The 20,328-nt window shown below is 58.2% G+C and carries 16 protein-coding genes and 1 tRNA gene; 10 read left to right on the top strand and 7 right to left on the bottom strand.

The genetic code is table 11. From position 1 onward, the window contains the following. Positions 1–91: 91 nt before the first annotated feature. Positions 92–1,285, top strand: a complete 1,194-nt coding sequence (locus B5F98_RS05700; protein WP_087370267.1) for an ATP-binding protein — start codon at positions 92–94, stop codon at positions 1,283–1,285. A 45-nt stretch (positions 1,286–1,330) separates the two neighbouring features. On the opposite strand, the gene B5F98_RS05695 is transcribed toward B5F98_RS05700, so the two are convergent. The 4 genes from B5F98_RS05695 to hemW form a co-directional block, all read right to left on the bottom strand. Then, entirely contained in the window at positions 1,331–3,874 is a 2,544-nt protein-coding gene (locus B5F98_RS05695) for a TetM/TetW/TetO/TetS family tetracycline resistance ribosomal protection protein (RefSeq protein WP_087370265.1), read from the bottom strand. Between the two features lie 116 nt (positions 3,875–3,990). Continuing rightward, on the bottom strand, positions 3,991–9,936 hold the full coding sequence (locus B5F98_RS05690; protein ID WP_087370263.1) for a beta-N-acetylglucosaminidase domain-containing protein: 5,946 nt from the start codon (positions 9,934–9,936) through the stop codon (positions 3,991–3,993). A gap of 430 nt (positions 9,937–10,366) precedes the next feature. Further along, positions 10,367–10,801: a stage V sporulation protein AC gene (gene spoVAC, locus B5F98_RS05685; RefSeq protein WP_087370261.1), complete on the bottom strand. Its 435-nt coding sequence runs from the start codon at positions 10,799–10,801 to the stop codon at positions 10,367–10,369. Between the two features lie 97 nt (positions 10,802–10,898). Next, the gene (gene hemW, locus B5F98_RS05680) at positions 10,899–12,122 is read right to left on the bottom strand and encodes a radical SAM family heme chaperone HemW (protein WP_087370258.1); all 1,224 of its coding nucleotides are present in this window, start codon (positions 12,120–12,122) and stop codon (positions 10,899–10,901) included. A gap of 170 nt (positions 12,123–12,292) precedes the next feature. Between hemW and B5F98_RS05675 the strand changes: the two genes are divergently transcribed. After that, on the top strand, positions 12,293–13,021 hold the full coding sequence (locus tag B5F98_RS05675; protein ID WP_087370256.1) for a hemolysin III family protein: 729 nt from the start codon (positions 12,293–12,295) through the stop codon (positions 13,019–13,021). Positions 13,022–13,329: 308 nt separating this feature from the next. On the opposite strand, the gene trmB is transcribed toward B5F98_RS05675, so the two are convergent. Next, positions 13,330–14,499, bottom strand: coding sequence for a tRNA (guanosine(46)-N7)-methyltransferase TrmB (gene trmB / locus B5F98_RS12955; RefSeq protein ID WP_087391526.1), 1,170 nt, complete (start codon positions 14,497–14,499; stop codon positions 13,330–13,332). A 104-nt stretch (positions 14,500–14,603) separates the two neighbouring features. Here trmB and B5F98_RS05665 point away from each other — a divergent pair. The 3 genes from B5F98_RS05665 (at position 14,604) to B5F98_RS05655 (ending at position 15,788) form a co-directional block, all read left to right on the top strand. Then, a tRNA-Pro gene (locus B5F98_RS05665) sits at positions 14,604–14,679 on the top strand. Positions 14,680–14,788: 109 nt separating this feature from the next. Next, complete coding sequence (locus tag B5F98_RS05660) at positions 14,789–15,148, top strand: hypothetical protein (protein WP_087370254.1); 360 nt, start codon at positions 14,789–14,791, stop codon at positions 15,146–15,148. A gap of 64 nt (positions 15,149–15,212) precedes the next feature. Further along, entirely contained in the window at positions 15,213–15,788 is a 576-nt protein-coding gene (locus tag B5F98_RS05655; RefSeq protein WP_087370252.1) for a GNAT family N-acetyltransferase, read from the top strand. Between the two features lie 115 nt (positions 15,789–15,903). Here B5F98_RS05655 and B5F98_RS05650 read toward each other — a convergent pair whose 3' ends face one another. Then, positions 15,904–16,125, bottom strand: a complete 222-nt coding sequence (locus B5F98_RS05650; protein ID WP_087370250.1) for a helix-turn-helix transcriptional regulator — start codon at positions 16,123–16,125, stop codon at positions 15,904–15,906. Between the two features lie 101 nt (positions 16,126–16,226). Here B5F98_RS05650 and B5F98_RS05645 point away from each other — a divergent pair, with 101 nt between their 5' ends. Both B5F98_RS05645 and B5F98_RS05640 read left to right on the top strand, forming a co-directional pair. After that, positions 16,227–16,478, top strand: a complete 252-nt coding sequence (locus B5F98_RS05645; RefSeq protein ID WP_087253594.1) for a hypothetical protein — start codon at positions 16,227–16,229, stop codon at positions 16,476–16,478. A 131-nt stretch (positions 16,479–16,609) separates the two neighbouring features. Beyond that, a complete protein-coding gene (locus tag B5F98_RS05640) occupies positions 16,610–17,779 on the top strand; it encodes a Fic family protein (protein ID WP_087370248.1) in 1,170 nt (389 codons plus the stop codon). Between the two features lie 79 nt (positions 17,780–17,858). Here B5F98_RS05640 and B5F98_RS05635 read toward each other — a convergent pair whose 3' ends face one another. Continuing rightward, positions 17,859–18,308, bottom strand: a complete 450-nt coding sequence (locus B5F98_RS05635; RefSeq protein WP_087370246.1) for a GNAT family N-acetyltransferase — start codon at positions 18,306–18,308, stop codon at positions 17,859–17,861. A 146-nt stretch (positions 18,309–18,454) separates the two neighbouring features. On the opposite strand from B5F98_RS05635, the gene B5F98_RS05630 reads away from it, so the two are divergent. From B5F98_RS05630 to B5F98_RS05620, 3 genes are read left to right on the top strand one after another with little or no spacing between them, the layout of a single operon-like run. Then, on the top strand, positions 18,455–19,381 hold the full coding sequence (locus tag B5F98_RS05630) for a YafY family protein (RefSeq protein WP_087370244.1): 927 nt from the start codon (positions 18,455–18,457) through the stop codon (positions 19,379–19,381). Beyond that, positions 19,368–19,688, top strand: a complete 321-nt coding sequence (locus B5F98_RS05625; protein ID WP_087370242.1) for a TfoX/Sxy family protein — start codon at positions 19,368–19,370, stop codon at positions 19,686–19,688. The genes B5F98_RS05630 and B5F98_RS05625 overlap by 14 nt, the downstream gene beginning before the upstream one ends. A gap of 2 nt (positions 19,689–19,690) precedes the next feature. Continuing rightward, positions 19,691–20,323 (top strand): GyrI-like domain-containing protein, encoded by a 633-nt coding sequence (locus B5F98_RS05620; protein ID WP_087370240.1) that lies wholly within the window; start codon positions 19,691–19,693, stop codon positions 20,321–20,323. The last annotated feature ends 5 nt before the right edge of the window (positions 20,324–20,328 follow it).

Here is a 20,328-nt window from a genome sequence, read left to right as displayed (position 1 = left end):
TGAGTATAGCACACTTTTCTCCCCATTGCCATAGGAGGAAAAAACTTGTATAATGACTTTATCACACTAGAGAAACGACGAGGTGTTTTCCATGGAACTCTCCCATGTTCATATCGGTCTGTCCACCCTCTCCGTCTACCGGGACCTGCTGGACCAGCCGGTGCTGGTGGCCCTGTCCAAGCTGTCCCAGGCCCTGGAGACAGGGGACGGCCTGACCGCCGCCCAACACTACAGCCAGCTCTTCTATGAGATGCAGCGCTCCGGAAGCCCCAGCCTGGGCCACTGGCTCTATGAGGCCCTGCGCTGGTCCCAGGGGCCCTACCCCACCGCCATGGCAAAGGGGGACTGCCCGGAGCACCTGGAGTATGCCGCCAAGCTGGACATCAACACTCTTAACCAAATTGGATTGATTTCCAGCCAAACATGGCTGGATGCTATCACCGCTGCGACTCCTGCCAAACTACGCCCCTTGCTGTCCCAGATGCTTATCTGGCCCCCTGCGCCCCCCTTCGTTCTTCCTTCTCTGTCCCGGGCCTATCGCCAGGAGGGCGTGGGACCCCTGGCCCGGCACAAGGCCTTTGTGTGGGAGGACGGTACCCTCGTCCCGGTGCCCCACCCCGACTGTCCCACCAGCCAGCAGCTCATGGGCTACGAGCACCACCGCAATCAGGTGGTGCAGAACACCCGGGCGCTGCTGGCGGGGAAGTACGTCAACAACGTACTGCTCTACGGCGAGAGCGGCACCGGAAAGTCCGCCACCGTCAAGCACCTGCTCACCCTGCCCGGAATGGAGCAGCTGCGCCTCATTGAGGCGGACAAGGAGAACCTGTCCGGCCTGCCCGCCCTCATCCGCTCTCTGGAGGGTCAGCCCTTGAAGTTTATCATCTTCATCGACGACCTCACCTTTGACCGGGACGACCCCACCTACTCGGTGCTGAAAACCATTCTGGAGGGCGGCGTGGAGCGTCGGCCCCAGAACGTGGCCATCTATGCCACCTCCAACCGCCGCCACCTGGTGCGGCAGACCATTTCGGAGCGGGCAGGCGACGAGATGGACCGCAACGAGACCATCCGGGAAAAGACCTCCCTGGCCGACCGCTTCGGCCTGCGCATCCTGTACCAGGGCTTGAGCCGGAGCGAGTTCCTGGACCTGGTGGATCTATTTGCCGCCCAGCATGGGTGCCCCCTGCCCCAGGAGCAGCTCCACCAGCAGGCCATCGCCTGGGAGCGGCACCACGGGTCCACCACCCCCCGGACGGCACTGCAATTTGTGTTGTCCCTGTGAGGAAAAGACCTCCACAATCGGCTTCCCGGTTGTGGAGGTCTTTTCTCATCCGATGGTGTCCCGAATCTGGTCCATCACCTGGTCCGTCTCGTATTTCAGCTCGGCGGCGGACATACGCTGGGCCCCGTGGCCCAGAATGATCATCTGCTCCAGGCCGTCGGAGGTGGCCACCCGCACCCGGTTGTCCCGGCTGAGCTGATAGGTGGTGCGCTCAATGTACATGTCGGCGGTCTCCGCCTCCTTGGTGTACACCACGTACAGGTCCCCCAGCTGTTCCACCGCTCCTTTGCCGCCCTTGACCTTATAGGCGTCAAAGACCACGATGACCTGACATCCTCGCCAGCTCTGGTAGTTGCGCAGCAAGTCAATGAGCTTGGCTCGTGCCCCGTCCAAATCCTCTCGGGCCAGGGCGGACAGGTCCTCCCAGGCGTGGATGATGTTGTATCCATCCACCAGCAGGTAGTCCTTCCCCGTCCGCTGTTTCAGCCCCTTCCAGGGCCGCTCCTTGGGCTTGGTGGTGGCCTTCACCGAGTGGAAGGCCCGGGGCTTCACCGACCCATAGGTGCGGGCAAATATCTCCTCCAACTCCTTGTCCAGGGCCACCTGGGAGGCGTAGCCCCGCTGGAACTGGGGGGCGGGCTGGGCCTTGCGGGCCCGCTCCTCCTCTGGCAGCCAGCCGCTGTCCACATGCATGTGGGAGCGCACCTCATTCCAGGGCACGTGCACCCCCGCCCCGTGGTCACAGAACACCGAGCCCGAGGGGTTGTCCACATCCCGGTCTGGGTCGTAGCCCCGCTCCTCCACCACCTGCTGGGTGTTGTGGCAGGGGCGGTAGCCGTCCAGGCGGCAGGAGAACCGGCCCCGGCCCTGGGTATAGGCGGCCACCTGGCTCCAGTAGTCCCCCACCTCGGACACGGGCAGGGACCCGGTGAGCACCGCCATCTCCCCCCGCATCTGGGGGCCCTCAAACTCCCCGCACATGCGCTGCACGTCGGTCATGGCCCGGCCCACGCTCTCCCCCGGCACCTCCAGGCGGAAGGTGTACCAGGGCTCCAGCAGGATGGTCTCCCCCATCATCAGTCCCTGGCGGATGGCCCGGTAGGTGGCCTGGCGGAAGTCGCCCCCCTCGGTATGTTTCAAGTGGCCCTTGCCGGTCAGCAGGGTCAGCTTCAAATCGGTGATAGGGGACCCGGTGAGCACTCCCACGTGCTGGCGCTCCACCAGGTGTGTGAGAATGAGCCGCTGCCAGTTGCCGTCCAACACGTCCTCGGAGCACACGGTGTCAATTTGCAGCCCCGCCCCCCGCTCCAGAGGCTCCAGGAGCAGGTGCACCTCGGCGTAGTGGCGCAGGGGCTCGAAGTGCCCCACCCCTTCCACAGGTTTGGCTAAGGTCTCCAAGTAGACGATGCTGCCCGGGCCGAAGGTGACATCCAAATCAAAGCGGCGGCGCAGCTCCCGCTCCAGCACCTCCCGGTGCACCTGGCCCATGAGTTTCACTCGCACCTGCTCTGCGTGTGGCTCCCACTCCACTTGCAGCTGGGGGTCCTCCTCCTCCAGGCGGCGCAGCCGCTCCAGCAAGGTGGAGGCGTCCACCCCCTCCGGGGGAATCACCTGATAGGAGAGCACCGGCTCCAGCCGGGGACCGGTCCAGTTCTCCTCTGCCCCCAGGCCTTCCCCCGCCGTCGTGCGGGTGAGGCCCGTGACGGCGCACACTGTCCCGGCGGGTGCCACGTCCACCGCGGTGAATTTGGCCCCGGAGTAGAGGCGAATCTGGTTGACCTTCTCCTCCCAGTTGGGTCCGTGGAGCACCTCTCGCACCCGCAGTTGGCCTCCGGTGACTTTCAGCCAGGTAAGCCGCTCACCCCGCTCGTCCCGGGTGATTTTAAAGACCCGGGCCCCGAAGTCTTGGGGCCACTCCGGTTCCAGAGTATAGGCCTCAATGCCGTCCAGCAGCTCCTCCACCCCCTCCACTTGGAGGGCGGAGCCGAAGTACACCGGGAACAGCTGCCGCTGCACCACCAGGGCCGCCAGCTCCTCCTGGGTAAATTCCTCCCCAGATAGGTACCGCTCCATGAGCTCCTCGCTGCACAAAGCCGCGCCCTCGCCTCGGGCCTCCGGGTTTGCCATATCCACAAAGCCGTGGCCCAGCCGCCCCTCCAGCTGTTTGAGTATAGCGTCTTTTCCCTCATTGGGCTGGTCCATCTTGTTGACAAAGAGAAAGACGGGCACCCCCGCCTCCTCCAGCAGCTGCCACAGGGTCTCGGTGTGGCCCTGGACCCCGTCAGCGGCACTGACCACCAGGATGGCGCAGTCCAGCACTTGCAGAGCCCGCTCCGTCTCGGCGGAGAAGTCCACGTGCCCCGGGGTGTCCACCAGGGTCAGCTCCAAGTCTCCCCGGCGTAAGATAGCCTGTTTGGCGTAGATGGTGATGCCCCGCTCCCGCTCCAGCTCCTGGGTGTCCAGAAAGGCGTCCCCGTGGTCCACCCGGCCCAGGTGACGGATGTTGCCCGTCAAATAGAGCATGGCCTCGGTGAGGGTGGTTTTCCCGGCGTCCACGTGGGCCATGATTCCAGTTGTCAATCGTTTCATTGGGTATTCCCCCTGCGTTTGGTTCTCCATTCAGAGTACCCGATTTTTCCCCCTCTTGCAAGGAAAAAAATTGCCCTGGGCTTTGCGCCCAGGGCAATTTTTGATGCTAGGGGGAATTAGGCGTTCTTCTTGCGGAAGATAGCCAGCACAGCCAGACCGGCCGCGCACACCACAGCGGTGAACAGGTAGGCAGCCACATTCATGGTATCACCAGTCTGGGGCACCTTGCCGTCATCGGGCTGGGTGGTGGGAGCGGGAGTCTGAGAGGGCTGCTGGGTGGGCATCTCGCCCTCAGCAGTCAGGTTCTCCATGGCGGTGAGCAGGTTCATCACTGCGGTATCCACCTTGGCCTGATCGTCCTCAGTGAGGCTCTCGTCAGCCAGAACGGCCTGAGCGGCAGCCAGAGCGGAGCGGAAGGCGCCCACGCTGGCCTCGTTGTAGCCGTTGAGGTCCATGGCCTCGGCCTTGGCAATCAGCTCTTCCAGGATGGACTTGTCCGCCTTGAAGCGCTGGGCCAGGATGGCGTTGAGCAGGTCCTCAGCCACGGGCTGGATGTCCTCGTCCATGGCGTCGCCATCTTCCATGACCTTCTTGGCGGCGTCCAGAGCGTCAACCAGCATCTGCCAGTTGTCAGACACATACTTGTCCTCGTCGGGCAGCATGCTCTCAGCCTTGGCGATGAGCTGCTCCAGCATGCTCTTGTCGCCCTGGGTCAGACCCAGACCCCAGATGCCTTCCAGCAGAGCGTCCCAAGCGGCGTTGATCTCGTCCTGGGTGGCGTTGGGGTTGTCCAGAACGGTCTTGGCATTGGCCACAGCGGCCTCAAAGGCGGCCTTGGCGGAGTCGGTGACACCCTCGGTGGACAGGGTCAGAGCGTACTCATAGGTCTTCTGCAGCAGGTCCTTGTTGCCGGGCTGGGCCTCGCCAGCGGGCACCAGAGCGTCCACGGCGGCCTCATAGGCAGCCTTGGCCTCCAGGAACTTCACGGGGTCCACGCGCTGGTCGTTGCTGGTAGCGGCCAGATCCTGAGCAACCAGCTCGTCAATGGCCTGCTTGGCAGCGGTGACAGCGGCGTAGCTCTCAGCGGTGTAGTCCTCAGCCACGATGTTCTCGTAGCCAGCCACAGCCAGCTGAGCCAGCTCACGGTTCCGGGTGGAGTACACCAGACCGGCCTGAGCCTCTTCCACAGCGGCCTTCAGCTGGTCGGCCTTCTCCTGGGACAGGTTGCCGGCGTCGGCCAGAGCAGCCTCCAGGTCCTCCATGGCGGAGGAGTAGGTCATGAAGCTAAAGGTGGTGTAGACGTTGTTGTCGTTGGTGACCTTGTTGTCCACCAGACCCTGCAGCTCGTCCACGTTGCTGGCCTTGAGCACAGCATTGTTCACGGCGCTGTTCAGGGAGCCCAGAGCGGAGTCCACCATGGACTGGGTGACGTTGTCGTTTTCATACATGGCCTGAGCCACAGCCTTGGCAGCCTCGTAGGCAGCCACGCTGTCATCGGTCCAGGTGTCGGTGGGCTGAGTGGCATCCAAAGCGGCCTTCAGCTCGTCCTTATTCACCTGACCCACAGCCTGGGTGGAGGTGACGATCTCGGCAATCTCGGGGATGGTGTCGGTCCAGGACACGGTGATGCTCTCCAGAGTCTTACCGGTGTCCAGCTTGAACTCGTTGATGGCCTGGTTCAGAGTGCCCAGCTCCACAGCAGCGTCCTCGCCCACATACTGAGCGGTGACGGTGGCGTTGGAGATGGCGCCCAGCTGCACCAGACGGATGGAGGTCAGGCCGGTGGGCTCAGAGATGCGGTAGGTGAAGGAGCTGTTGGTGGCGCTGGACTTGTAGGTGGTGGTGTAATCACCGTCCAGAGCGTTGGAGGGGATCATGCCCTTCTGCTCCACGTCAGCGCTGACGATGTCACGGTTGCTCTCGGGGGAGATGTACTCGCCGCCGTTGATCTGAATCTCGCTGAAGCCCAGCCATCTGTGGCTGTAGGTGCTCAGAGGAGTGACACGGATGTAGCGGCCATCCACGTCCAGACCGGTGGCCTCGGCGTACATGTAGCCGGGGTTCTTGCTGTCGTGATACAGGGTCTTGTCCTGCATGTCCTTGGCCACGGAGTTGTCCCACACGTTCTCGAAGTCGCCGTCGCCGATGACCAGGACCTCGGTCCAGTCCTCGCCGTTGGCGGAAACCTCAAACTTCACGTGACGGGGGTAGTTGAGCTGAGTCTCCACGATGTAGTAGCGCAGAGAGGAGAAGTGGATGGTCTGGCCCAGATCGAAGGTGATGGTCTTGCCAACGTCCTGGGTGCCAGTGATCATGCCCAGAGTGGACAGGTCGCCGTCGAACACGTTCTTCACGGTACCGTTGTTTCTCATATCGGAGGAAGTGTCCTGAATGGCGAAGTTACTCTCCACGGTCTTCTCGCCCACGAACTCGTAGGAAACCACGAACTCGGTGAGGTTGAGCACCACGCCGTCAGCAGAGGAGACAGCGCGCACATAGCGGGCGTCGGTGGCGGACTTGGCGGTGTAAGCGGTCCAGGTCACACCGTTCATAGAGGTCTCCAGAGTCACGCCCTGGGGCAGCTCGGAGGTGGTCACGCCGGTGACAGCCTTGATGTTGCCCAGGTCCACACCCACATAATCGCCGGTGTTCAGGGTGGCGGTGCCGCTGGTGAGGTTCACCTGGCCCTCGGAGGCGTTGGAGAGGATGTTGGTCTCCACATTGGTGTACAGGTTCTCGGTGGAACCGGTCTGCTTGATCACCTCAGTGACGGTGAACTCACTGAACTTGCCCCAAGAGCCCTGCTGCACCAGGTTGCGGATGCGGATGTACTGAGCCTGAACGCCGTCCAGGTCGATGTCCAGCACGTCGGTGCCGCTGGCCTTGCCCTCGTAGCGCTCATAGTCAGGCACAGCGGTCCACTCCTGGCCGTCCACGGAGGTCTCGATGGCGTACACCTTCAGCTTGTCGCTGCTGCTGCCGTTGCCCACCACAATGTGAGCGCTGTCCAGCTTGGCAACCTTACCCAGGTTGTAGCCCAGGAAGTCGTCCACCATGAAGTCGTCGCCGGTGGAGTTGCCGGACCCATCGGGATCGTACCACACATAGGTGCCGTCGTTGCCGTCGTACAGGTTGGCCTCGTTGCCCTGATAGACAGTCCAGCGCTCGGTGCGCATGATGTTGTACTCAATGGGCTTGCTGGAGGTGTCGGCGGAGAATTCCACGTTGAACTCGCCCACACGCCACCAAATCTTCTTGAAGGCATCGTTCTGCACACGCACAGCGGTGGTGGTGATGTCCTCATCAGAGAAATCGAAGGTCTGAACCTTGTCGCCGTTGACCTCAGCGATGGTCTGCCACTGACCCTGAGCATCCAGGTACTGGATGGAGCCGTCGGTGATCACGTCGCCGGCAGCGGAGCCGCCCTGGGCGAAGGTGACGCTGGACAGCTTCATGGGCTCAGTGAGGGTGTACTGGATGTAGGAGCCGGCGGGCAGGCCGTCCTTGTCGGTGCCGCTGGCCACAGACAGCCACACCTCGCTGGCGCTGGCGCCGCCGTTGGCACCATCGTTGAGCACGTCCCAAGCGGTGCCGTTCATCCGATCCCGGTTGGTGGAATAGGTACCCTCAGTGACCTCAGGCTCGCTGTCCTGAGCGTTGATCTGGAACTCTCTGAGATCCAACCAGCAAGCACCGCTGTTGGCCTGAGTGGTGATCAGGCGCACGCCCATAGCCTGGAAATCCTGGGGCAGTGCATCCTCATCCAGGGAGATTTCGAAGGGCTGATTTCTCGGCACATCGAATTGATTCTCTCCCTCACGCAGCTCAATATCAACCCACTCTTTTCCATCGGTGGTATACTGGAGTTTGGAATGCTCAAAGTGATCGGCCTGACCCTGCATGGTAATGCGGATGTTGTTCACATCGATGACCTTGTTATACAGCAGTCCCACATACTCGCCCTCAGCAATGGCATTGGGAGTTTTAAACGTCATGCCGGTACTGTCGCTTCCATCAAAGATATTAGCAACGTCACCAGTGGGGGTGTCGGTACGGTTGGTGATGAAGTTGGCAATCACCTTGCTGGGATCCATGGCGGTCTCCGCAGACTGAGAGACATAGTTGGCCAGGGTCTTGATGAAGGGCACAATGTGCTGCACGCCCACCTCGGCATACTCGTTGTGGTCCAGATACCAGAAGGGGTGGTTCTTGGAGCTGTCAAAAGCGGTCTTACCCTCGGAGTTATACTTGAGGATGTTGCTGGTGTCGCCCGCCAGCACAGCCTTCACGCCGTTGAGGTAGGCGATGGCAGCGGTGGTGGTGTCGTCCCAGCAGTTGAGCCAGTAGACGATCTGATCCTTCACATCGGTGTTGCCAGCCTTGGCCCGGTAGGTCTTGGCGGCCTCCTGGAGCAGCTCAAACTCGGCCATCACAGTGTTCACATCGTCCACAGTGACGGTACCGGCAGTCAGCTTCTCCTTGAAGTCATTGAGGATGGGCTTGAGGTCCACAGACTCCTGCAGCACGCGCACACGGCTGTCCATGTTCTGGTTGATCATGTGCTTGGACAGCTCACGCAGAGCATTGGAGGCGTCATTGGGAATGACAGTGTTGTGGTCCACGCAGGCAAAGGAAGCGTCCCAAGCCTTGTCGGCCTCCTCCTGGCTCTCCCAGATGTTCCAGGAATAGCAGGCGTTGCCGAAGATGGCCACCTTGCTGGGCTCAGACTGCTGCATGGGGTTGAGCACGATGCCCTGGATGTTGTCCGGGTTGACCCCGATCTGGAGGAAGTCAGAGTAACCGCCCATAATCAGGTGCTTCTTGGAGTTGTCGGTGCAGGGCCAGTTGATCCACATATAGGGACCACGGCCCACGGTGTTGGTAAAGGAAGAGGTGAAGTTATCGGTAACCTCGCCCCACACCTTGCCGCCGGTCATGACGATCTGCACGTTCTCGGGGAACTGGGCGTAGTAGGACTGGCCCCAGCCCATGTACTCCTGGGTGCAGAAAGGCAGAGTGGTCTTCAGGTCGGGATAGGTCTTCTGCATCTCCACCAGCCAATCACTCATGTCAGTGAGGAAGCGGATGTAGTTGTCGTTGCCCACGTGAGCGGCGTCATCGGCCAGAATGGCGATCTGACGCACACCGGCCTCGATGACCTGGGTAAACTTGGCCTGAACGGCAGCCAGGTCAGCCTGGTAGTTCTCCTCGGTGTTAAAGCGCACCGCATTGTACATAAAGGGGTGCAGTGCGTACACAAAGCGGCACTTGGAGGCGTTTCCGGCCTCAGCCAGAGGCTTGATCTTGGTGTCCAGCTCCTCCTGGGTGTACAGCTCACGCCAGTTGGAGTTGTGCTTGGGGTCGTCCTTGGGAGCGTAGAAGTAAGAGTTGAGCTTGTAGTAGCCGCCCCAAGTCATCAGGTTGGCACGGTCCTCGGTGCTCCAGGGGTTGCCGTAGTAACCCTCGATGAAGCCACGGCTGGCCACGTCGGCCCAGTCCTCCATGTGGAACTCCTGGATGGTGTAGCTGTCCATCTGGGTGAACACGTGGTACAGGCTGGTCAGGCCGTAGAACGCAGCGTCGGTGTCCCGGCCCAGCACGGTGATCACGCCGTTCTGGTTGTCCAGGACATAGGAATCCAGCTCGTCAAACAGCCCGTCGGTGGTCACCTCCAGGTTCTCCTTGGCATAGCTGTCCACGTAGCCGCCGGAGCCGTTGATACCCACCAGAATGTTGGTCTTACCGTTGACCATCTCGTCCGAGGTGGTGTAGGTGATGTCCCCCTTCAGGTCCAGCACCTCGTCCAGGCGGTCCTTGGTGTACTGGTCGATGCCGTCCTCGAACACCACGTTGACTTCATTTTTAACAATGTAGTCTCCACCTGTATAGGTCATCACATGGGGATTGGGGTAAATCTCATACCCGGTACTCCCCGTGTCCTCGGCCTGGGCCTGGAAGGGGGTCATTGCCACACAACCCGCGCCCATGACCGCGGCCAAGGCGGCCGCAGTGAGTCTGCGTCCCATATGGGCCTGACTCGCTTGTCTTGTTTGCCGTCTCATTTCGCTTCCTCCTTATCTTATTTTGGATGCTGGAGCTTCCCACAAAAAACAAAAAAAGCCAGACCGCCAGGAGCAACTACTACATGGTCTTCATAGTCTTCTGGTCAATCCGGTTTTGCCCTTGCGGTAACAATCCATTCTATCCAATTATGAGTGAATCTTACCATATTAAGTTAGACAAAGTAAACAGTGTGTTTCGAAATTTTTAAATTTTTTACGATTCTCTTTTCTTTCCCAATTTAATTTACAGAAGTAATGGGTCCAATTCCATATTTTTGCGGGAATTCGTGTATTTATTCAGTAAAAAAATAAATTCCCTTTGGTTCCATATTAAAAATTTTTGTGTCTCGTTCGTCATTTTGCACAATACAAATAAAAATTGCCGTGGGGAAGCACATGTCTTTCCCACGGCGGCGGCAGGGCAATTTCCTCACCGGAGCAGCTGATAGATGCACCCGTATATCACACTGGCAAACACCCCATAGGCCAGCACGGGCCCGGCCACAGTGAACAGCTTGGCCCCGGTTCCGGTAATGCGCCCCTCACTTTGAAACTCCAGGGCCGGGGACACCATGGCGTTGGAAAATCCGGTGATGGGCACCAGGGTTCCGGCCCCCGCTTTCCGGGCGATGTCGTCAAACACGCCCAGACCTGTGAGCAGGGCGGCCACGAACACCAGGGTCAGAGACACCAGTGACAGGGCGTTCTCCCCCGCTCCCCACCTCTCATATAAGGTACTCAGCCCCTGGCCCAACGCACAGATGCCGCCCCCCACGCAAAAGGCCCACACCAGATTTTTGGCGGTGGGGGAGGATTTGGCCATGGCCATCACATACTTTTGATATTCCTCATTGCTCATGTTCATGGGTTCTCACCTCACAGAGAGTATACCCATTTTTCATGCATTCATCATAGCAGTGGGGCAGGAAGCGGTATTCGGCGCTCCCTGCCCCATGGATTTCTCAGGATTCTTTTGATTCTTTGTTCTCTTTCTGGGCCTCTCGGTTGCGGCGCACCCGCTCCAACATCCCACCCAGGGAGGCATTTTCCTGCAGTTCCAACAGCTGCCCAATGAGCTGATTGGATAAGAGGAAGCCCTCTGGGGTAAACTGCCATCGGCGTCCCCGGCGGCGGGCCCAGCCGTGCTGCTCAAACTCTGCCAGCTTGGCGGCAATGGGCTCGAAGTTCATCATATACTCCCGCCGGTACTCCCACTCCTCAATGCCGTGGACGGTGCGCATGCGGAGCATCAGGTATTCGCTGCCCCGCTCGCGCCGGGTGATCTGCTCCGACTCATCCACCACCGCGTCCCCCTGGAGCATGTGGTCAATGTACTGGTCCAGATCGGAGAGGAAGGAATACCGCCGCCCGCCGAAATCCGAGTGGGCCGCAGCGCCCAACCCCATATAGGGGTGTCCCATCCAGTATTTCATATTGTGCCGGGACTGATAGCCCCGCTTGGCAAAGTTGGAGATCTCATACTGTTCGTACCCGGCCTCGGCCAGGCGCTTCACCGTCCACAGGTACAGGGCCGCCTGTTGATCCTCGTCGGGCAGCTGCTCGCCCCGGGCCACACGCTGGGCCAGAGGAGTCCCCTCCTCCACCGTCAATCCGTAGCAAGACAGGTGCTCCGGGTTGAGAATCAGCGCCTTTTCCACCGTCTTGTGCCAGCTCTCCTCGGTCTGCCCCGGCAGGCCGTAAATCAAATCCAGGTTCAGGTTGGTAATTTTGGCCCGGCGCACCGCCGTCACCGCGTCCACCACCTGGCGATAGGTGTGAGGACGGTGCACGGCCTGCAGCTCCTGGTCACAGCCGGACTGCATCCCCATGGAAATGCGGTTCACACCCGCTCGGCGCAGGTGACGCAGCATCTTCTCATCCACGCTGTCCGGGTTGGCCTCGATGGTGATTTCCACATCCTTGGACAGGGTGAAGCGGCGTTTGATGGTGTGCAGCAACTCCACCAAGCGCTTTTCTCCGTACCAGGTGGGGGTGCCCCCTCCGATGTAGATGCTGTTGACGGAAAAACTGCGGGCCGCCTCCGCACTCTCCACAATGTGGCGCAGGAGCGCTTTTTGGTAGTCGTCCATCCGGTCTTCCCGCCCTGCCAGCGAGTAAAAATCACAGTAATCACACTTGCTGCGGCAAAATGGAATGTGTAAATACAGTCCCAGGCACTCTCCCATACGCTCTCCTCCTGCGGGTGTTCATCTAATTTTATGATTATAGCACACACCAGGTATAGATTCAATGTCACTTCTTTCAATCTAGTTTTTATTATTATATTTAGTCATATTGACCTTGATATCACAAAGCAAATATGTTATAATGAGCTCTCAGAAAGGATGGTGTCACTATGGAAGACGCACTCACACCTGACCCCTTTGACGCCCTGCCCCGTCCCCGGAGACGTCCCCAGGAGCATGGCCGCACGCCCTTCGACGGACTGCGCCCCTGGTCGGCCATCACCCACGGAATTGGTGCGGCGCTGGCCATCCTGGGCACGGTTCTGCTGCTGGTAAAGGCAGTGATCACCGGTGCTGACGCCTGGAAATTGGTCTCGTTCTCCATCTATGGAGCGTCCATGATCGGACTATATACCGCCTCCACCCTCTACCACTCGGTGCACACCACCGCCGCCAAGCGCATTGCGCTGCGGAAGTACGACCACGCCTCCATCTACTTCCTCATTGCGGGCACCTACACCCCGGTGTGTCTCACCGCCCTGCGGGGGCCCTGGGGCTGGTCCATGTTCGGCATCATCTGGGTTCTGGCCATTGCTGGGCTGGTGATGACCTTGGCCTGGATCAACTGCCCCCGTTGGCTCACCTCCACCATCTACATTGCCATGGGCTGGCTGGCATTGGTGGCCATCTACCCCCTCTACCTCACCTTGGGAATGTCCGGCGTGCTGTGGCTGCTGTCCGGCGGCATCCTCTACACCATCGGCGGCGTGCTCTACGCCCTGAAGTGGCCCGCCCGGGACAATCCCCGGTTTGGCTGTCACGAGATTTTCCACGTGTTCATTGTGCTGGGCTCCGTGGCCCACTTTATGATGATCTATCACGTGTTGCTCCCCCTCTAAGATGCAAGAAACTGGTCTTTCCCTCAAGAAAGACCAGTTTCTTGTTTGCGTGTCGAAGCAATTCGACACGCTTCTCAAAAATGCCAGCATTTTTTCGAGGAGATGCAGCCCGCTGCATGCATCATCGGGTCAAAGGACGCCCCGATTCCACACTGGCGGGCTGAGAAGTGTTTTTTCCGATGCGCATGTCCCCGGAAAAAACGGATTTCGATTTATTTTCCCGCCCCCGGGCGGGAAAACTCTGCCGAGGGCTTTTAGACCATGCAAGATGATTGTTCCTTCTTGCGTTGCTATGTGGGTTCTTGGCTTTATTCGTGTTCGGCCAGCTGTTCCATAATCCAAACGGCGCTGCCTCCCCGGACCTCGCCGTCCCGCAGGTCCTGGAAGCCCATGGCCAGCCAGAAGTCGTGGCCCTTGGTGTTGCCCTTCAGGCAGCCCAGGCGGATGCTGTCCATTCCGGCGTCGGCAGCTGCTCCGGGCAGAGCCTGGGCCACAGCCCGTCCCACGCCCTGGCGGTGCAGGTTGGCGTCCACCATAAAGAAGCCCACCCACAGGGTGCGCTCCCGGGGATAGCCCTCCACCAGGTCCAGAATTCCCACCAACTTGCCCTCCTGCCACAGGCCCAAATCATGCTTTTGCTCCTGGATGCACCGGGGCGGCAGGGTGGCCATATCCTCCCGGATGCTGTGGATGGTGGGCTGGCCCTGGTTCTGAATCTCATAATAGGCGGCGTTCCCCTCCATCAGGGCCAGAACGGCGGGCAGGTCCTCCTCCTCCCACCGACGAATCTCAAACTGGGGAAGGCGCTGGCTCAGGGCATCCACCACCGGCATATCAGGCAGGGCCACCTTGGTGCCCACACAGCGGTTGATGGGGGTGCCCAGGTTGTGGAACTTCTCCTCATAGTCGGTCATCACACCGCAAATGCCGTGCTCATGGAGATTGCGGGTGACCTGAGACAACTCAAACCCGGCCTTGGGGAACTGGAACAGGGACCACTCAAACAGGTCCCGGTTGTCCGACTTGAAGTGGATCTCGCCCCCGTCCCGCAGCACCTGGCGATACCCACGCAGGAAATTCTCGTGGGTGAGACGGCGGCGGGAGTGCTTCACGGAGGGCCAGGGGTCACAGAAGTTGATGTACAGCAGGTCCACCTCGTCGGGGGCGAAGTAATCGCTGAGGCAGGCGGCATCGCCGTCAATAAAAAAGACGTTGTGCAGCCCCTTCTCCCGGCACCGCTCCATGGCGATGACCATGGCGTCGGGCACCCGCTCCACTGCCACATACAGGTCCTGGGGGTTGGCCGCCGCTGTCTCGGCGGTGAATCGGCCCTTGCCGCAGCCCAGCTCCAGACGCACCCCCTGGGCCTGTGGCATCAGCTCCCGCCACTTGCCCCGCTGGGCGGCGGGATTTTTAATCCACAAATCGGCACAGTTCTCCATGCGCCGGTCCAAGTTCTTCTTTTTCCGCATTCTCATTGGCTTCACCTCGTACCATTCAAAGAAAGTCGAGAAAATCATATCATAAACTCTTGCCAAGGGCAAGGAAATCCGCTATAATGTAAGCCTGTAAGCGAAAATATCCGGGTGTAGCGCAGTTGGTAGCGCGCCTGCTTTGGGAGCAGGATGTCGGGAGTTCGAGTCTCTCCACTCGGACCAAAAATCCGCCAAGATCTTGTGATTTTGGCGGATTTTTTAACTTTACAGCATTATATACTCAGAATAACCGCACAATAGGCAGAGACATGATATTCAGGAGGATGGGCGCATGAAATTTAAGGGCTTGCCTTACTATTGGGGCGCAATTGCGACCACGAAATGTATCCAAGCGATCCTGTTTATGTTTCTGCCGGGGAAAACCGGAGACAAGGTGAAGCTGGACACCTGCACCGGATGGGTCAGGCATATGGGGCGCTTTTATGAAAACAGGACTTACACATTTACATTGGATGTCCAACTGGCCAAAGGCGAGGCGGAAGTCCTTCTGTTGGATCAGAAAAAGCAGCCGCTTTTGAAACTCAACAGGCAAAATCCCTCCCAGTCGATTCATCTGGATGGTGAAACCAGCCGATACTATCTGCAATGGAAGTTTCAGCACACTTCCGGAAAATGCGAATTGCACTGGTGAAAACATCGGCCTGTGGATACAGGTACCGCCGTACCACAGTTTCATTTGATGGAGGTAGCAATGTATGGTGATCGAGACAAAACGGCTGATTCTGCGCCCGTTTTTAGAGAGCGATGCAGCGGATGTCTATGAATATCTGAGAGCGCCTGCAGTCAACTGCTTCGCCAGCATGAAGTTACACTCTCTGGATGAGGCGCAGGCAGAAGTGAAAAAGCGCCTGGGCGAGACGGAGTACTACTTCGCCATTACCCTGAAGGACAGCGGCAAGGTCATTGGGGAGATCGACGCCTACCCGGAGGCGGGCGAGCCCCACGCAGACCAGGACGCCCCACGGGACACCTTCAGCCCCTGCTGGATGCTCAACGAGGCCTACCAGGGCAAGGGCTACGCCTTTGAGGCGGCATACGCTTTCTTTGACTACCTTTTTTCCCAAAAGAATGCGAGACGTATCTACGCCTATACCGAGGACTACAACCTTTCCAGTCAGCACCTGTGCGAGAAACTGGGCATGCGTCGGGAGGGCGTGTTCCTGGAATTCATCTCCTTCGTGAACCATCCCGACGGCACCCCCAAATACGAAAACACCATGCAGTACGCCATTCTGAAAAAGGAGTGGGACCGGCGGCAGACCATCATATAAAGAATACTATACCGCCCGCTAAGCATCCACAGATGCCAGCGGGCGGTATTTTTTAGAATGATCCATCTAAATGCTCCATTCTTCTGCATTTTATGATGCTTCTCATTAAGATTTTCTATTTTGCATCATATGGCTTGCTGTTGTTGGTTCGTCCCAGAATATAATCGGTAGACACCTTATAGTAGTCTGCCAATTTCAGAAGATGGATCACCGGAATGGTCTGAAATCCACGCTCATAGCGGGAATACACCGTCTGGCTGATCCCTAAAATTTCCGCCACATCCTCCTGCCGCAGATCCCTGTCCTCCCGCAAATCTCTCAGTCGTTGAAATAACATACCGCCCACCGCCTTTAGTACTGATTGATACTATTGACGATACCGCAAATTTTTATTACAATGTCGATTGTAGAACTTATAAGTACTAAGGCGGTGGTTGCATGGAGCTGTATCAGGAAATCCTCTGTCATGTGTTGGCAAACGAAAAAATCCAGGTCTCCTTTCCGGAACTCATCCATACAGACGTAACAAAGATTGTGGAGTTGGAATGCTACAAGGCCCTGGGCAAAATTAAAGCCATCCTGGAGGATGACACATTGGCAGACAGCGAATGCTTTCAGCAAATCGAGGAGATTGTCTGTGCCTTTGAGGCACTGGGTTCCAACGGCGGCAGCCGGCATGATTTTGGATGACGACGAGTAACCGCCCGCTGAATCTCAACAGATGATCCAGGGGCACCATACTTGTATAAACGCTTGCAACGGTGGATATCCTTTGTTATACTGATACTAATTGATACTATGTTATATCAGAGGTGAACACCATGGACGCCGGATTGTTTGCCAAGATGCTCTCCGACAAAAGCATCATCGACCTGAAAAAACTTGGCTACAAATACCCTCAGGCTGATCTGAAGGAATTTGTGGCACTGCTTGACAGCGGTTTTTATAAGCCTCTGCCGCTAAAGGATTTCAATGGAAAGAATCTGGTCTATCTGGATTCTGTTGCCCAGGTTCAGCTGTCGGCGGCCAAGGTGCTGCTGACACCCCAGAGCAGCAGCCAGGTCTATGGCAGAAAGGCCATGGAGGACGAAATTCTCTCCACCTTCTCCATCGAGCAGATCGACACCTCCCGGGACAGCGTCCGCAGAATTTTGTCCGGCTACGCCCCCACCAGCGAGAGTGAGAACCGCATCTACGGCATGAAGAAGGGTCTGGAGTTTATCAGTGATCCTCAGCATACGATCAGCGAGGAGAGCATCCACCAGCTCTATGAGCTTACCATTGGGGCATTTTTACCGGAGGAGGATCAGCTCCTGTCCGGCCATAAATACCGCCATGACAGCGTGTATATCGTGGGTGACAAAGTGGAACACACCGGCCTTCCCTGGCAGATGCTGCCGGAGTATATGGGGAATCTGGTGGAGTTTATCCATCAGGAATCCGCCATAAACGACCTGCTGAAAGCGGCGCTCATCCACTTCTACATCGCCTACCTGCATCCCTGGTTTGACGGCAACGGCAGAATGGCCCGACTGATACACCTGTGGTATCTGGTGCAGCAGCGGTATTCCTCCGCTCTGTTTGTCCCGCTGTCTGAGTATGTGGAGAAGAGCCGCCGGGGTTACTACAACGCCTACACGTTGGCAGAGCAGAATGCGAAGATCAGCGGGGTCATGGATGTGACGCCTTTCCTCACCTATTTCATTGAACATGTGTACCACAAGCTGGTCTCGGCTTTGCCCGATCCCAACACCACAGAAACCTTCCAGAACGCTTTGTCCCGGGGCGATGTCACAGAAAAAGAACAGGCCCTGTGGCAGTTTGTCCTCACCGCTTATGGGGAGTGCCAGTTCTCCACCAAGCAGCTGGAAAAGGACTTTGGCAATGCGGCCTATGCTACCATCCGTGGATTTGTACTCAAGTTTGAAAAACTTGGGTTGCTGCGCTCTGCAAAATACGGCAATCGCATCAAGTATCAAATTGCAAAATAAGCCCAAGAAGCGCCTTCCGAAACCCGCAGATTCCGGAAGGCGCTATTCTTTGATTATAGCTTGTTAAATACTGATACGCTTACAGGCTCAGCTCCCTTTGCAGGTACAGCATGTCTACCAGCTGCACCCCATACTCGTAGATGGGGTGGTCGTAGTGGTCAGTAAAAAAGTTCTTGACCAGATGGTGCCTACGAAATCCGCAGAATTCATAAAACGGGATGGTGGACGGGCTGTCTCCGGTGCCAACCTGCAGCACCGTATACTGCTCCTTGTAAGTTCGGACAAGGAAGTCCACCATGTTCTTTCCGTAGCCCCTGCCCTGAAAGGCAGGCTCCACGGCGAGGTTTTTCATCTCCAGGATGCCGTCTCCCTCATCTGTCACCACACATTCGGCCTTGACGCCGTCGTCCTCCAACACATACATGGTTCCCCGCTCCAGATAGCGGTCGATCATGTTCTCCTGCTCGTCGGCCAGCAGCAGCAAATCCAGGTATCTCTTTTTGTCGGTTTCCACTTTTCTGATTTTCATGGCATGATCCATCCTCTTCCCGACGGTCTTAGTGGGACTATGATACCATACGATATGAGCCGCTGCAATTCTTTGAGAAACATGACACACAGTTGTCGTGTTCTTGTGCTATAATGCAGTCAGAACCAGGAAAGGCGGTGGATCCCATGAAAATGGAGCGGCTTATCGGCATCCTGTCCATTTTGCTCCAGCGGGAGAAGGTCACCGCCCCGGAGCTGGCGGAGCAGTTCGAGGTGTCCCGCCGGACCATCCAGCGTGACATCGAGTCCCTGTGCCGGGCAGGCATCCCCATCGCTACTACTCAGGGTTCTGGGGGCGGCATCTCCATCATGGAGGGCTACCGGGTGGACCGCACGGTACTCACTGCCCCGGAAATGCAGGCCATTCTGGCGGGACTGCGGAGTTTGGACAGCGTCAGTGGCACCCGGCGTTACGCCCAGCTGATGGAAAAGCTGTCCGCCGGGACAGGTGGACTGGTTCCCGGTGGAGCACATATGCTCATTGACCTGGCTTCCTGGTACAAGACCAGTCTGCCGCCCAAAATCGAGCGAATCCAAGGGGCCATGGAGCAGCACCGCACCATCCGTTTCACCTACTTCTCTCCCAAAGAGGAATCGGTGCGCATCGTGGAGCCCTATTATCTGGTGTTCCATTGGTCCACCTGGTATGTGTGGGGCTGGTGCCAAATGCGGGAGGATTTCCGCCTGTTTAAGCTCAACCGTATGACGGAGCTTACCAGCGGTGAAGCCTTTGCTCCTCGCTGCGCCCCCCTGCCCAACCTGGAACCGGAACAGGTCTTTCCGGTAAAATACCAGGTCACCGTTCTCTTTGAGCCATCCTGCCGCTGGCGGCTGGTGGAGGAATACGGGGCGGACTGTTTCATCGTGGAACCGGACGGACAGTTGCGCTTCACCGGCGGCTTTCCCGATGGGAACAGCGTGCTCAGCTGGGTTTTGACCTTTGGAGACAAGGCGGAGCTGCTGGAGCCGGCAGAATTACGAGAGCAGCTACGGGAACTGACCGAAACACTGGTCCATCGTTACCGAAAGGGGGATCATCATGGCCTCTCATAAGAATTTTGTGGACTATGTGGCCGAGCAGCTACGGGAAGCCGGAGCCATCCGCAGCCGGAAGATGTTCGGGGAATACGGTCTCTACTGCGACGAGGTGTTCTTCGCCGTCATCTGTGACGACCAGCTTTTTGTCAAGGTCACCCCGGCGGGGGAGGCGGCATTTCCCCATCTGCCCAAGGCTCCACCCTATGAGGGGGCTAATGACTACATCTGGGTGGAGGATGTGGACGACCGGGACACCATGACCGCTCTTACCCGCCTCACCTGTCTGGCCCTTCAGGCCCAGCCAAAGAAAAGGAGGAAGTAACCGTGGCTTTTGACTACAAGAAAGAGTACAAGGAATTTTATCTGCCCCCCAGGACACCGAGCATCGTCACGGTACCGGCCATGAACTTTCTGGCCGTGCGGGGGCAAGGCGACCCCAACGAGGAGAACGGCGCTTACAAGCAGGCTTTGGAGTTGCTCTATGCCGTGGCCTATACCATCAAAATGAGCAAGATGGGCAAGCATCAGCTGGAGGGTTACTTCGACTATGTGGTGCCGCCACTGGAGGGCCTTTGGTGGCAGGAGGATACTCAGGGCGTGGACTACTCCCGCAAGGCTGATTTCCGGTGGATCTCCCTGATCCGCCTGCCGGAGTTTGTGACAAAAGAGGCCTTTGACTGGGCCGTCCGGGAGGCCGCGGAGAAAAAGCAGCGGGATTTTTCCAAGGTGGAATTCTTCTCCTGGGAGGAGGGGCTTTGTGTCCAGTGTATGCACATCGGCCCCTATGACGACGAGCCCGCCACTGTGGCGGCCATGGAGGCGTACGCCACGGAACAGGGCTATACGTTGGATTTCAGTCAGGGTCGGTTCCACCATGAGATCTATTTGAGTGATGTACGGCGGTGCAAGCCGAAAAAGCTGAAAACCGTCATCCGGCAGCCGGTGAAATGCGTGTAATGGAG

Source organism: Pseudoflavonifractor sp. An44, from assembly GCF_002161675.1.
Taxonomy (GTDB): Bacteria; Bacillota; Clostridia; order Oscillospirales; family Oscillospiraceae; genus Enterenecus; species Enterenecus faecium.
The sequence above is the reverse complement of the archived record's forward strand: the minus strand, read 5'-3'. Positions and strand labels throughout refer to the sequence as shown.